The sequence below is a fragment of the Cupriavidus sp. JZ107 genome (assembly GCF_053903255.1).
Genome location: NZ_CP096480.1, coordinates 1,237,355 through 1,250,900, shown reverse-complemented (window position 1 = coordinate 1,250,900; position 13,546 = coordinate 1,237,355). Strand labels below are relative to the sequence as shown.

The following is a 13,546-nucleotide window of genomic DNA, read 5'->3' as shown; positions in this document are numbered from 1 at the left end:
CCGACGGCGCGACAAGGCCGGATGTGCCGGACGGGATGCCGCGAGCGCAGTGTGGCGCCGCGTTCAGGCGAATGCTGCTTGCCTTTCTGGCCAGGCAAGATGGGTACGCAAGAAGGCGATCTGATCCGCGACAACGAGGCGGCGGACCGCCTCCTTGTAGAAATCGAAATGCGCGCAGGGATAGCGCCGCAATTCGCCGAGCGGTGCCCGATCCGCGATCCGGCGGCCGAGGTGCGAGGGCGTTTGCGCATCGCGCTCGGCCAGACAGACCAGCAACGGCGCGTTGACGCGGTGCGCGCGGCGCCACGGGCGGTACCACAGCATCATGTCGAGCAGCACGCGCGGCGTGATCTCGTTGCGCCAGCTGTCGTTGCGCATCGAGCGGATCACCGCGTCCGCCTCGTCGAAGGCCATCACCGCAAGCTGGCCCCGCGGCGCGACCGCCGGGACATAGTGCGGCGGCCGGCCGGTTCGGCCATGCCACCAGTCCTTCAGCATGGCCCGCAGCAATTGCCGGGTCTCGGCCGAGGTCCTGCCTTCGACCTTGCGCGGAAAGCCGTTGAACGGCACCTGCGCGACCACCGCGGCGATCCGCGAATCTTCGGCTGCTACCTCGACCACATGGCCGCCGCTCAGCGAGCTGCCCCACAACGCGATTCGTCCGGGATCGACGCCCGCCAGCGTGCGCGCATGCCGGATCGCCGCATGCCAGTCCGCCTTCTGCGCGGCGATCGAGATCAATTGACGCGGCGTGCCGGCGCTCTCGCCGAAATAGCGGTAGTCGAAGGTCAGCACGACAAAGCCGGCGCCGGCAAAGTCTTCGGCGGTGCTGGCCAGCGAGCCCTGTTGCGTTCCGCCAAAGCCGTGCGCCATCACGATGCAGGCGGGCAACGGCTCGCGCTGCGCGGGGCGATAGACATAGCCGATGCAATCGACGCCATCGGCCTCGAAGCGCGTTGCGGTCTTCTGCACCATGGACATCGCTTGATTTCGCTCCATTCCGCTCAGGCCCCCGCTGCCTCAAGCGGCCGCTTGCTGCCCGGCTTTCCATGCCTCATGCCGTTTGCCCCAGGCGGACATTGCCGTCACCGCATCATTGAGGCTCAGGCCCAGCGGCGTGATCGAATATTCGACGCGCGGCGGCACTTCATCGTAATCATGGCGATGGATCAGTCCGTCCGCCTCCATCTGCCGCAATTGCTGCGCCAGGACTTTTTCGCTGACGCCGGGCAACAGCCGGCGCAATTCCGCGAATCGATGCGGGCGCAGATGCAATTCCCAAAGCACCGATGTTTTCCATTTGCCGCCAATTGCCTGCAGCGCAGAGGCAAAGCCGCAGCTGTCCGGTTCCTTGTTCCTCATTGCAAAAACTCCATCCCCGGAATCGGGGTACTTACCTCAAGGTGGTTCTTCCACGGGCAAAGGCGAATCGATATCATCGATTCTCCCTTTCACAACTCATCAGGCGGCCGCAATCTCGATCTGCGACCGCCGGAGAACTGTTGCATGACATCGAATTCGCAGCCGCGCGGTGCTGGCCCGATGGGCGCAGCCGTCGTTGCCATTTTAGTGAACCCGTGCCATTGGTTTCGGCATGACATTGCGGAGTGCGGCAATGCGGGCTGAAGATCGCAAGCGAACCGCGGCATGTTCGTGCCGTGGCGTCGAACTGGTGCTCGCCGGCGAACCGCGCCGCGTCTACGCATGCAGTTGCCTGGAGTGCCAGCGCTGTACCGGCTCGGCCTTTTCCTACCGGGCCATCTATGCCGAATCGGCGATTGTCAGCCGAAAAGGCGAAACCCGGACGTGGCGCCGTACCGGGACATCGGGACAATGGCTGGAACAGGAATTCTGCACCACGTGCGGATCGGTGGTGCTGATGCGGGCGGAGGCATTGAAGGACGCCATTTCGGTATCGGCGGGATGCCTGGAGGATCGGGATTTCCCGCCGCCGCAATTGCTGCATTGGGCGGAGCGCAAGCATTGGTGGCTTTGTCTGCAAGACATTATCGAACCCCGCCCGGCATAAAAACACGGCGATCCGCAAATGAACTGCGCGGCATCACCGCGGGTTTTCCCTGATTCGGGCAATTTTTCTTCGCTTCCTTTCGAATTTGCCGCGTTCGGGTTATTAGTCCGGCAAAGGGTTTTCGGTATGATGCGAAGCCATGCCCGCGCCCCAGCCCCAATCCTGCTCATCGGACGATTCCGCCGCCAGCGGCATTGTCCTGGGCAGTATCTGGTCGTTCGGGTTTCGCGCCCTGGCCGCATTCTCCGGCCTGATTGTGGCGATGCTGATTACCCGGCAATTATCCCAGCCCGATGCCGGGCGCTATTTCCTGTTGCTCAGCGTGGTTTCGGTCGCCGCGGTCGTGCTGGGCGGTGGACTGAATTTCAGCGTCGTCAGGCTGATTGCGGAAGCCCAGGCGCAGCGGCGTCCGGCACGCACGCTGGGCGTGATCGATCTGTCGATCCGGTTCGTCGCGGCGGCGGCGGTCCTGACCGCCATCGTCATGGCCGTGCCGCCGATACGGGTGCTGCTGGTCGATTGGCTGGCCTACGACGGCCGCCTGCCGTGGATCGCGCTATGGCTGTGGATCGCCGCGAGCGCCTTGCAGACCTTGCTGGCAGAGATCTTTCGCGGCCTGCGGAACCTGTTTCTCGCCTCGCTGTTCTCCGGCGCGGCAAGCGCCGTGCTGTCGGTATTGCTGCTGACCGCATTCCGCTGGTTGGTGCCGGCTTCGCTTGACACGGTCGTGGTCGCCATCGCCGCGGCCACGCTCGCCGGCGCAACCGTTGCCGCGGTCTGCCTGTGGCGCGCCCGCGAGCCCTTGGGAACGTCCATCGAACGCGATGCCCGGCGGTTGTGGCAGACCAGCGCTCCGCTGTGGGTGACACAGTTGACCCTGCTGGTCCTGCTGCAGGCCGATATCTGGATCCTGCAGGGCGCCGGCGACAGCGCCGGCGTCGCGCTGTATGGCACCGCCGTTCGGATGACCGTGCTGCTGACCTTGCCGCTGACGGTGCTCAATGCCGCGCTGATGCCGGTGATTTCGGCTCGCCATGCGCTGGCGCGCCATGCCGAGTTGCAGCGCCTGTTGCGTGATGTCGCCTCGCTGGCCGCGCTGCCCGCCGCGCTGGCGGTGCTGGTCTTCGCGGGCTGCGGGGAGCCACTGCTGAGCCTGCTGTTCGGCGATGCCTATCGGGCCGCGGCGCCGCTGATGCTGGTGCTGTCGCTGGGCCAGCTCGTCAATGTCCTCTGCGGCTCGGCCGCTTATACGCTGATGATGACGGGACGGCAGCGGGACATGATGTGGATCACGATCGCCGCCGGTGCATTGACGATCGGGCTGGGCCTTGCCGCGGTTCGCAGCCACGGCGCGCTGGGCGTGGCCTGGGCCTCGGCCATCGGCCTCGCGCTGCAGAGCCTGGCGATGTGGCTGCGGGTGCGGCAGACGCGCGGCCTGTGGACGCATGCCAGCTGGCGTGGGTTGCTGCAACCGCTCGCGACGCTGAGGCAATTGCGATGACGCCGCCGCGCGTGAGCCTGGTCGTGCCGGTGTACAACGCCGGACGCTATATCGCCGAGACGCTGGACTCGCTGCTGGCGCAGCGCTATCCGGACCTCGAAATCATCGTCATCGATGACGGCTCCACCGACGATTCGTGGGCGCGGATCCAGCGCCATGCCGGCCGCTGCCGTGTGTTCACGCAGCCGAACCAGGGCCAGGCCGCCACGCTCAATCGTGGCTGGGCGCTGGCCTCGGGCACCGTGCTCGGCTACCTCAGCGCGGACGACACGCTCGAGCCCGACGCCGTCGCACAGGTGGTGCAGGCGCTCGAATCGCGGCCGCAGGCGGTGCTGGCCTATCCGGACTATTGGCTGATCGACGCCGATTCGCGGCGATTCCGCGAGGTCAGCGCGCCGGACTTCGACTATGCCGCGGTGCTGCTCGAAGGGGTCTGTCCGCCCGGCCCCGGCATGCTGTTCCGCCGGGAGGCCTTTGCGCGTGTCGGCGGCTGGGACCCATCGCTGCGGCAAATTCCCGACTACGAGTTTCTGCTGCGGATCGGGCTGTGCGGCGAGGGCCTCCATGTTGCCCAGCGGCTGGCCAGCTTCCGTGTCCACGAACAATCGCAGACATTTGCGCTCGCCGATGCCGCTCGCGTTGGCGAGCATGGCAGGGTGATTGCCGGCTTTTTTGCCCGCGACGATGTTCCGCCGGCGTATCGGGCGGCGCGGCGGCAGGCGCAGGCCAACGCCGCGATCCTGATGAGCCGCGGCCATCTGCGCGCCTGGCGCTTCGGTCAGGCGCTGGGCTGCGGAATGCGGGCGCTGGCGGCGCACCCCGGCGTGCTGCTGCGCGCGCGGACGTGGCGGCTGCTGGCGAACGGCTTGCTTGGCAGGGCACTACATTATTGGCGTGCGCGCCGAGGACAGCAGGTGAGGGCATGAAGGCGGCGGGCATGACGGCAACGGATCGGACCGGACAATCGCGCCCGGCGCTTCGGTGGGGTGGGCGCGCGCTGGTTCTCCTCTGGCTCGCGGTCGCCGCGGGTACCTATGTCGGTCACCCCGGCAGTCCATGGGTACTGACCGCGTTTCACCTGGCGTTCGCGGCGATGCTCGCGCTGCTGCCGCGTCGGCCGCGCGTCGACGCCTACAGCTTCCTGGCGATCTTCCTGTTCCTCGGCTTCTGGGCGAAGTTCGTCGCGCACCAGTGGTTCCGCTATCCCTATATCGAGCCGATTGGCGACTTCGCCCAGCGCCCCGAACAGTGGGACCGCGCGCTGGCGGCGGCGACGGCGGCGGCGGTCGGCGTCGCGCTGTTCCGTGCGGTGCAGCTCGGCTGGCTGCGCCACCGGGCCGGGCTGGCGGTGCTGCCGCTGTCCATGCCGAGCCTGGCCGTGCCGGCCTGGTACCGGCGCGCGCCGGGGTGGACCTGGGCCGGCCTGACGGTGGCGGTGGGGCTGTTCTACCTGGCCAACTATCACTACGCGTTCTTCGTGACAGGCGTCAACGCGCGCATCGTGCTGCCGTTCAAGCTCAATGCGATCTTTGCCTGGACCGCGTATTGCGGCATCGCCGCGCTGGTGATGCTGCTGGCCGACTGGGAACAGCAGCGTCGCCCCAATCGCTTGTGGCCGCTCGTGATCGCACTGAGCGTGCTTGGGGTCGTGATGTCGGCATCGATGTCCAGCCGGGCCAGCGCACTGTTCGTATTCGGCGCGTTGGCGATGGCCAGCCTCGCTCACGGCCGGATCGCGCCCTCGCGCTGGTGGCGCAACGGCGGGTGGAAATGGCTGCCGGTGATGGCCGCCGCGTTCGCCGCGAGCCTGGTGGCGGTCTCGGCGATCCGGCTGACGTTGTACAAGGTGGCCGATCCGAACGCGCCTGCCGCCGCGACGCCGCCCGCGCAGCCGGCCATCGACGCCGGCGCGGCACCCGACGCGACTTCCAACGCGCCGGCCAACGCGCCGGCCAACGCGATCTCCGCGCCGGCGGTCAATGCATCGCCGGCTCCGGCAGCGGCTACGCAGTACGTACTGCCTGCATCGGCAAGCGCCGCTTCAACGGACGACTCGGCGCCCGCCATCGCCGTCGCCCCGGTTGCGCAACAGCGGCTGCAGATGACGCCGAGCAATATGCTGCGCCAGGTCATGCTGCTGACGATCGACCGCTGGATCGGCATGGAAGGCATGATGGCCGTGGCGTCCAGCGACCGGCTCGGCCTGCCGCTGTTGCGCGAGGGTCTGACCGAAGACCCGGCGCGCGGCGTCCATGCGGTTTTCCAGCGCCTCGCGCATTCGGTCTACGCCTATCAGCCGGACTTCACCTATCTGACGCTGCCGGGCTTCGCGACGGTGCTGTACTACAGCGGCTCGCTGCTGGTGGTCTGCCTCGGCATGTTCGCGGTCTGCGCGCTGATCTGCTGGCTCGACGGCCTGGCGCTGCGTGCGACCGGCAGCCGTCTGCTGACTGCATGGGTCGGCCTGCTGCTGGCCAATGCGGTGTGCCAGATGAGTTTTCCGTATCTGGCCCTGGTATTCGCCGTGCTGACCGGGCTGTCGCTGATCGGCTTCTGGCTGCTCGGCCATATCGGCCGCGGCGAGCCGCGGACGGTGGCGCAACATGCATGAGCCGCGGGTGGTGTGCGTGACGGGCGCCAGCGGCTTTCTCGGCCGCCATCTGGTGCGCGCGCTGCAGGGCGAGTCCGGCACGGTGCTGCGCACATTGAGCCGGGGCGGTCCGCACGACGGCCACACGCAATTTCGCGGCGACCTGCAGGATGCGGCGAGCCTGCGCGGCTTTGTCGATGGTGCCGCCGTGCTGATCAATCTGGTCAATCCGGCCGACGCGCCGGACGAGGGCGCCCACGCGGACGCGATCCGCCACCTTGCCGAAGCGGCGCGACAGGCAGGAGTCTCCCGCGTGCTGCATGTCAGCACCGCCGTCGTCGTCGGGCGCTGCAATGCCTTGCGGATCGACGAGGACACCCCATGCCGGCCGCGCACCGAATACGAGCATCGCAAGGGGCTGGCCGAGCGGCTGCTAGCCGAGCATCTCGGCCCGGCGGTGGATCTGGGAATCATCCGGCCGACCGCGATCGTCGGCGAAGGTTCGGCCAATCTGCGCAAGCTTGCGTCGCTGATCGCGCACGGTCCGGCGTGGAAACGGCACGCGCTGCGCGTCATTCATGGCCACAGGCAGATGCATCTCGTCCCGGTCGAGCGCGTCCTCGCGGCGCTGCGGATGCTGGCAAAGGATCCGCGGCCGCTCGCCGGCGCGACGTTTGTGGTCAGCGCGGATGACGATCCGCTCAATCGCTACCAGGCCATCGACGCCCGTCTCGGACAGCTGCTCGGCAAGCCGCTTGCGGGTAACACGCCGGCCGCGCCGACGTGGCTGCTGCGCTTCGCCTTGCGCATGCTGGGCCGCTCGCTGTGCGATCCGCGCCAGCGGTTTTCCGACGCCAGGCTGGTGGCATATGGATTGGCCGACCGCCATTCGCTGGACGCAGCCCTGGCCGCCTTTGCCAGGGGCTTTGCCGCCGACCGCGGCGCGGAGCGGGCACGATGAAGGTGCTGTTTGTCTGCGATGCGATCGACCCGTCGATGGGCGGCGGGACCGCCGAACGGACCTTTCGGCTCGGCCGTGCGATGAAGCAGGCCGGTGCCCAGGTGTCGCTGCTGGCGACGCGCCTCGGACTCGGCCCGCAGCGGCTGCGCGAGCTCGCCGGCATCGACTGCACGCTGGTGCCGACGCCGAGCCGGCGCTTCATCGTGCCGTGGGTCTGGCCGGGCAGCATCGCGCGCCGCGTGCGGCAGGCCGACGTCGTCCATATCCACGGGCACTGGAGCTGGCTGGGCGCGCTGAGCGGATGGATGGCCCTGCGGCACGGCCGGCCGTACGTCTACTGTCCGGCCGGATCGTTGCCGATCTTCGGGCGCTCGAAGGCGATCAAGACGCTGTACAACGCCATCGTCGGCAAACGGCTGGTGCTGGGCGCCAGTTGCTGCGTGGCGGTCACCGAGCAGGAGCGCGCCCACTTCCATGCCTACGGCGTGCCCGATTCGCGCATCGTCGTGCTGCCCAACGGCGTCGATGCCGAGCCGTGCGACGATCTGCGGCCGCAGCGCGCGCGCGACCGCCATGGCATCGGCACGGCACCGCTGGTGCTGTTTCTCGGCCGGCTGGCGCTGATCAAGGGTCCGGATCTGCTGATCGAGGCATGGAGCCGGGTCGCAACGGCCCATCCCGATGCGCGGCTGCTGCTGGCGGGCCGCGACGCTGGCGAGCGTGCCGCGCTACTGGCGCAGATCGAACGGCTCGGCCTGCAGGGGCGCGTGCAGCTGATCGGCAATGTCGAGGGCCAGCACAAGCTGGACCTGCTCGCCGCCGCCGACCTGCTTGTGGTGCCGTCGCGCCAGGAAGCGATGTCGCTGGTCGTGCTCGAAGCCGGCCTGCTGGGCACGCCGGCGCTGATCACCGACCAGTGCGGCTTCGATGCGCTGGAGCCGGCCGGCGGCGGGCACATCGTGCCGGCTACGGCCGAGGGACTGGCCGCCGGGCTCGAGCGGATGCTGGATCTCCCCCCGGCGCAGCGGCAGGCGATGGGCGCGGCGCTGCAGCGGCTTGTGCTCGAGCGTTATACCTGGGCGCATCTGGCCCGACAGGCGTGGGCGCTGCATCGGCAGCTGATCGACGCCGGCACACCCGCCAACGCGGCCCCTTCCGCCAACGCGGCTCCTTCCACCACCGACCATCCCGATCCCCATGTTCAGCGATAAATGCCTGCTCATCACCGGCGGCACCGGCTCCTTCGGGAATGCCGTGCTGGAGCGGTTTCTCGACAGCGATCTGCGCGAAATCCGCATCTTCAGCCGCGACGAGAAGAAGCAGAACGACATGCGGCTGCGCTACGCCAGCCCGAAGCTGAAATTCCATCTGGGCGATGTGCGCGACCAGCAGAGCCTGCTGGCGGCATTCCAGGGCGTCGACTATGTGTTCCATGCCGCGGCGCTCAAGCAGGTGCCCTCGTGCGAGTTCCATCCGATGGAGGCGGTCAAGACCAATATCGTCGGCACGGAACAGGTGCTCGGCGCCGCGCAGTCTTGCGGGGTTCGGCGCGTGATCTGCCTGAGCACCGACAAGGCGGTCTATCCGGTCAGCGCGATGGGCATGAGCAAGGCGCTGATGGAAAAGGTGGCGCAGGCCAAGGCGCGCCAGCTCGACGAGCAGCGCACCAGCGTCTGCATCACGCGCTACGGCAACGTGATGGCATCGCGCGGCTCGGTGATTCCGCTGTTCGTCGAGCAGATCCTGGAGCGCCGGCCGTTGACGCTGACCGATCCGCGCATGACACGCTTCATGATGAGCCTGGAGGACGCGGTCGAACTGGTGATGTTCGCGTTCAAGCATGGCCGCAATGGCGACATCTACGTGCAGAAGTCGCCGGCGACGACAATCGCGACGCTGGCCAAGGCCCTGTGCGAACTGTTCGATGTGCCGGACCACCCGGTGCGGATCATCGGCACGCGCCACGGCGAGAAGCGCAGCGAGGCGCTGCTCAGCCGCGAGGAGATGGCGCTGGCCGAGGACCTGGGCAGCTACTACCGTGTGCCGCCGGACAATCGCGACCTGAACTACGCCAAGTTTTTCGAGCAGGGCGAGACCGCGATCTCGGCGTCGGCCGACTACAGCTCGGACAACACCGAGCAGCTGGACCTGCAGCAGACCAAGGCGCTGCTGCGGCGCCTGCCCTTCGTCCGCGCGGCGCTCGAGGGCCAGTACAGCCAGGTGGAGTACTGACGATGCGCGTGCTCGTGTTTGGCGCCGGCGGCATGCTCGGCTATACCCTCTACCGGCATCTCGCGGCGGATAGTGACATCGAGGTGCATGGTTCGCTTCGGACGCCGCTGCCCGGCAACTATCCGTTGCCGGCACGTGGGCGCCTGCATATTGGCATCGATGCGCTGGACGAAGCGGCCGTCGATGCCCTGGTTCGCCTCGTCAAGCCGGATGCCCTGATCAATTGCGTCGGCCTGATCAAGCAGCGCGAGCAGGCGCAGGACCCGCTGGCGGCGATTGCGTTGAACGCGAGCCTGCCACATCGGCTGGCGCGCGCCTGCACGGCGGCCGGTGCGCGGCTGATCCATGTGTCCACCGATTGCGTGTTCTCCGGCCGGAAAGGCAGCTACCGCGAAACCGATCCGGCCGATGCCGACGACCTCTACGGCCGCACCAAGCGGCTCGGCGAGGTCGACTACGGCGGCCATCTGACGCTGCGTACCTCGCTGATCGGCCACGAGCTGGCACGCGGCATCAGCCTGGTCGACTGGTTTCTTGGCCAGCGCGGGGCGGTGACCGGCTACGGCGGCGCCGTGTTTTCCGGGCTGCCGACCGTGGAAATCGCCCGCGTGCTGCGCGAACGCATTCTGCCGCGGCGCGAACTGGCCGGTCTCTACCACCTGAGCGCCGCGCCGATCGACAAGGACCGGCTGTTGCGGCTGGTCGCCCGCCAATATCGCCACGACATCGACATTCACCGCGAGATGCAGCCGGCCATCGACCGTTCGCTCGATTCGAGCCGGCTGCGCGCCGCGCTCGACTATGCCCCCCCTGCGTGGGAGGCGCTGATCGACGCGATGCACGCCGACTATCTGCAAGCCTATGCGCCCGGGCGGCGCAGCCAGGGTGACGCGTCATGAAACGACTGAAGGTGATGACCCTGCTCGGTACGCGGCCGGAGATCATTCGTCTGTCGCGCATCATCGCGCTGCTGGACCGGCACTGCGATCATTGCCTGGTGCATACCGGCCAGAACTACGACTTCGAACTGAACGAAGTGTTCTTCGAGCAGCTGCAGGTCCGCCGGCCGGACCATTTTCTCGATGCCGCGCGCGAGTCTCCGGCGGCGACGATTGGCGAGGTCATCGTCCGGACCGATGCGGTGCTGGCCAGCCAACGGCCCGATGCCCTGCTGATCCTCGGCGATACCAACAGCAGCCTGGGCGCAATCGCCGCCAAGCGGCGCAAGGTGCCGGTCTTCCATATGGAGGCTGGCAACCGCAGCTTCGACGAGCGCGTGCCGGAAGAGATCAACCGCCGCATCGTCGACCATATTGCCGATATCAACCTGACCTACAGCGACATCGCGCGCGAGTACCTGCTGCGCGAGGGCTTGCCGCCCGATCGCGTGATCAAGACCGGCAGCCCGCTGCGCGAGGTGCTGGACCACTATCGGCCCGGAATCGAAGCCTCCACCGTGCTCGATACGCTGGCGTTGCAGCCGCGGCGCTTCTACGTGGTCAGCGCGCACCGCGAGGAGAACGTGGACACGCCGGAGCGGCTGCGCCGGCTCGCGCAGGTGCTGGCCGACCTCGCCCGCGACAGCGGCATGCCGGTCATCGTGTCGACGCATCCCCGTACCCGCAAGCGCATCGACGCGCTTGGGCTGGATTTTCCGGCCAACGTGCGGCTGCTCAAGCCGCTGGGCTTTCTCGACTACGTGCGGCTGCAGTGCGAGGCCCGTGCGGTGCTGTCGGACAGCGGCACCATTACCGAGGAATCGTCGCTGCTGAACTTTCCGGCGCTGAACCTGCGCGAGGCCCACGAACGGCCCGAAGGCATGGAGGAGGGCGCGGTAATGATGGTCGGCCTCAACCCGGAGCGCATTCGCCAGGGCCTGGCGATTCTCGACGCGCAGGGCCGTGGCGAGCAACGGCAATTGAAGATGGTCGCCGACTACGGCGCGGACAACGTCTCGGAAAAGGTCCTGCGCATCCTGCACAGCTATACCGACTACGTCGACCGCGTGGTATGGCGCAAGGACAGCGCATGACAGCCGGCAGCCGGGTCCTGATCCTGAGCCAGTATTTCTGGCCGGAGAACTTCCGCTTCAACGAGCTGGCGGTCGAGCTTGCGCGGCGCGGGCATGCGGTAACCGTGCTGACGGGCGTGCCGAACTACCCGCAGGGCGCGGTATTCCCATCGTATCGCCAGGCGCCGGCGGACTTCTCCGCGCTGGACGGCGTCGATATCGTGCGCGTACCGATGATGGCGCGTGGTACCGGCTATCGGCGGCTGGCGCTGAACTACCTGAGCTTCGCGCTGAGCGCCAGCGTGCTCGGCCCGTGGAAGCTGCGCGGCCGGCGCTTCGACCATGTGTTCGTCTGCCAGCCATCGCCGGGCACGGTCGGGCTGCCCGGCGTCGTGCTCAGCCGCCTGAAACGGGCCAGCCTGATGCTGTGGGTGCAGGATCTGTGGCCCGAATCGATCAGCGCGGTCGGCGCGGTGCGGTCACCGCGGCTGCTTGCGCCGATCGCCGGCTTCATGGCATGGGTCTATCGGCGCTGCGACCACGTGTTTTCGCAGTCCCGCGCGTATATCCCGTTGCTGAACGCGCGTGTCGGCGGCCGCTCGCGCGTCAGCTATCTGCCGAACTCGGGCGATGGCCGCGCGGACGACGGCACCGCGGCCCGGCCGATGGCGGCAGAAGGCGGCAAGGACGGCTTCGATATCTATTACCTCGGCAATCTTGGCCATGCCCAGGGTTTTGCCGCCGTGCTCGACGCCGTCCAGGCGGCGGGGGACGACGGCACGCGCTGGCATTTCGTCGGGGCGGGCAGCGCGGCCAGCTGGATGGCCGACGAGGTCGCGCGCCGCGGGCTTGGCGCCCAGGTCCGATTTCATGGCCTGGTCACGCCTGACCAATTGCCGCGCTTCTATCAGCAGGCCGATGCGCTGCTGGTGACGCTCAAACCGGATCCGCTGTTCGCAATGACGGTGCCCAGCAAGGTGCAGTCCTATCTGGCCACGGGCGTGCCCATCGTCGCCATGCTGGATGGCGAGGGCGCCCGCGTGGTCGAGGATGCCGGCGCAGGCGTGACCTGCCCGGCCGGCGACAGCGCAGCGCTGCTCGCCGCGGTACGCAGGCTGCGCGCGTTGCCGGCGCGGACCCGCCACGCCATGGGCGAATCGGCCAGGCGCTACTACGACAGCCAGTTCAGCTTTGCGCGCGTCGTCGACAAGCTGGAGGGCTGGCTGTGCAGCGAGCCCATGCACGACGCGCACGGCGAGAGCGCGGGCGAGGAGGCCGAGGAGAAGGAGGACTGCGGCGTGGTGGCGCAGTAGTCGATCAATGGAACGAGGTGGGCGGCGAGGCCGGTGATTTAAACACCGTCGAATTCACCGCCGCCCCCAGTTCTGGTAATGTCTCGGCCTTGACGCCAGCCTGCCGCCACGCGCATGCCCGGCGTCGAGCCAAGACCAGATACCAATACCAATAAATCCGGAAGGGGGTCCCGGTGCACCGGCCGCGCAGCGTCCGGTCCCGGCTCAGCCTGGCGCATCGCCATGCCGCTTCCGGCGCAAGCTATGCGGGAGGCCGGCGCAATGACGCTCTACGAACTCAAGCCCAGATTTCAGGCATGGCTGCGGCCGCTGGTCGAGGATCTGGCCGAGCGCGGCGCGACCGCCAATCAGGTGACGCTCGTCGCCGCGGCCGGCTCGCTGGCCGTTGGTGCGCTGGCCGCGATCGGCGCGCTGGTGGCCGAGACGTCGGCGCTGTTCCTGCTGTTTCCGCTATGGCTGTTCGCGCGGATGGCGCTCAATGCGATCGACGGCATGCTGGCGCGCGAGCATGGCCAGAAGAGCGCGCTGGGCGCCTATCTGAACGAGCTGGGCGACATCGTCTCCGATGTCGCGCTGATCCTGCCGCTGGCCGCGCTGCCGGACTTCAATCTGGCTCAGGTCGGGCCGTTCGCGCTGCTGGCGGTGATCGTCGAGGCAGCCGGGCTGATCGGCCCGCTGGCCGGTGCCAGCCGCCGCTACGACGGCCCCTTCGGCAAGAGCGACCGCGCGCTGGTGGTTGGCGCGATCGCGCTGTGGGCCGGCGTCGGCCTGGGCTTCGGCGCGGCCGGGCCGTGGCTGTGGCTGCTGCTGTCGCTGCTGTCGGTGCTGACCATCGTCAACCGGGTGCGGCGCGGCGTTGCCGAAGCGCAGGCCCATGCCCAATCCCAAGCCCAGACCGCGGAGTAAGGC

The 13,546-nt window shown here is 68.0% G+C and carries 13 protein-coding genes; 11 read left to right on the top strand and 2 right to left on the bottom strand.

Translation table 11 applies throughout. From position 1 onward, the window contains the following. Window positions 1-63: 63 nt before the first annotated feature. Both M1D55_RS05325 and M1D55_RS05320 read right to left on the bottom strand, forming a co-directional pair. Window positions 64-975, bottom strand: coding sequence for an alpha/beta hydrolase (locus tag M1D55_RS05325; protein WP_231906508.1), 912 nt, complete (start codon window positions 973-975; stop codon window positions 64-66). A gap of 45 nt (window positions 976-1,020) precedes the next feature. Beyond that, complete coding sequence (locus tag M1D55_RS05320) at window positions 1,021-1,362, bottom strand: winged helix-turn-helix transcriptional regulator (protein ID WP_064576573.1); 342 nt, start codon at window positions 1,360-1,362, stop codon at window positions 1,021-1,023. Window positions 1,363-1,615: 253 nt separating this feature from the next. On the opposite strand from M1D55_RS05320, the gene M1D55_RS05315 reads away from it, so the two are divergent. From M1D55_RS05315 to M1D55_RS05265, 11 genes are all read left to right on the top strand, one after another. Then, on the top strand, window positions 1,616-2,029 hold the full coding sequence (locus M1D55_RS05315) for a GFA family protein (protein ID WP_082928593.1): 414 nt from the start codon (window positions 1,616-1,618) through the stop codon (window positions 2,027-2,029). Window positions 2,030-2,291: 262 nt separating this feature from the next. Continuing rightward, window positions 2,292-3,530 (top strand): lipopolysaccharide biosynthesis protein, encoded by a 1,239-nt coding sequence (locus M1D55_RS05310; protein ID WP_231906506.1) that lies wholly within the window; start codon window positions 2,292-2,294, stop codon window positions 3,528-3,530. Next, window positions 3,527-4,456, top strand: coding sequence for a glycosyltransferase (locus M1D55_RS05305; RefSeq protein ID WP_064576571.1), 930 nt, complete (start codon window positions 3,527-3,529; stop codon window positions 4,454-4,456). Before M1D55_RS05310 ends, M1D55_RS05305 begins: the two co-directional genes overlap by 4 nt. An 11-nt stretch (window positions 4,457-4,467) precedes the next feature. Then, on the top strand, window positions 4,468-6,141 hold the full coding sequence (locus M1D55_RS05300; RefSeq protein WP_156526559.1) for a hypothetical protein: 1,674 nt from the start codon (window positions 4,468-4,470) through the stop codon (window positions 6,139-6,141). Then, window positions 6,134-7,081 carry an NAD-dependent epimerase/dehydratase family protein gene (locus M1D55_RS05295; protein WP_064576569.1) on the top strand — a complete coding sequence of 316 codons (948 nt, stop codon included), beginning with the start codon at window positions 6,134-6,136 and terminating at the stop codon, window positions 7,079-7,081. Before M1D55_RS05300 ends, M1D55_RS05295 begins: the two co-directional genes overlap by 8 nt. Further along, window positions 7,078-8,292, top strand: coding sequence for a glycosyltransferase (locus tag M1D55_RS05290; RefSeq protein WP_064576568.1), 1,215 nt, complete (start codon window positions 7,078-7,080; stop codon window positions 8,290-8,292). Before M1D55_RS05295 ends, M1D55_RS05290 begins: the two co-directional genes overlap by 4 nt. Further along, window positions 8,279-9,313 carry a polysaccharide biosynthesis protein gene (locus tag M1D55_RS05285; protein WP_064576567.1) on the top strand — a complete coding sequence of 345 codons (1,035 nt, stop codon included), beginning with the start codon at window positions 8,279-8,281 and terminating at the stop codon, window positions 9,311-9,313. Before M1D55_RS05290 ends, M1D55_RS05285 begins: the two co-directional genes overlap by 14 nt. 2 nt (window positions 9,314-9,315) lie before the next feature. Next, window positions 9,316-10,212, top strand: coding sequence for a dTDP-4-dehydrorhamnose reductase family protein (locus tag M1D55_RS05280; protein ID WP_064576566.1), 897 nt, complete (start codon window positions 9,316-9,318; stop codon window positions 10,210-10,212). Further along, window positions 10,209-11,345 (top strand): non-hydrolyzing UDP-N-acetylglucosamine 2-epimerase, encoded by a 1,137-nt coding sequence (gene wecB / locus M1D55_RS05275; protein WP_064576565.1) that lies wholly within the window; start codon window positions 10,209-10,211, stop codon window positions 11,343-11,345. Before M1D55_RS05280 ends, wecB begins: the two co-directional genes overlap by 4 nt. Continuing rightward, complete coding sequence (locus tag M1D55_RS05270; protein ID WP_456280302.1) at window positions 11,342-12,637, top strand: glycosyltransferase family 4 protein; 1,296 nt, start codon at window positions 11,342-11,344, stop codon at window positions 12,635-12,637. Before wecB ends, M1D55_RS05270 begins: the two co-directional genes overlap by 4 nt. A gap of 261 nt (window positions 12,638-12,898) precedes the next feature. After that, window positions 12,899-13,543: a CDP-alcohol phosphatidyltransferase family protein gene (locus M1D55_RS05265; protein WP_064576707.1), complete on the top strand. Its 645-nt coding sequence runs from the start codon at window positions 12,899-12,901 to the stop codon at window positions 13,541-13,543. Window positions 13,544-13,546 lie beyond the last annotated feature (3 nt).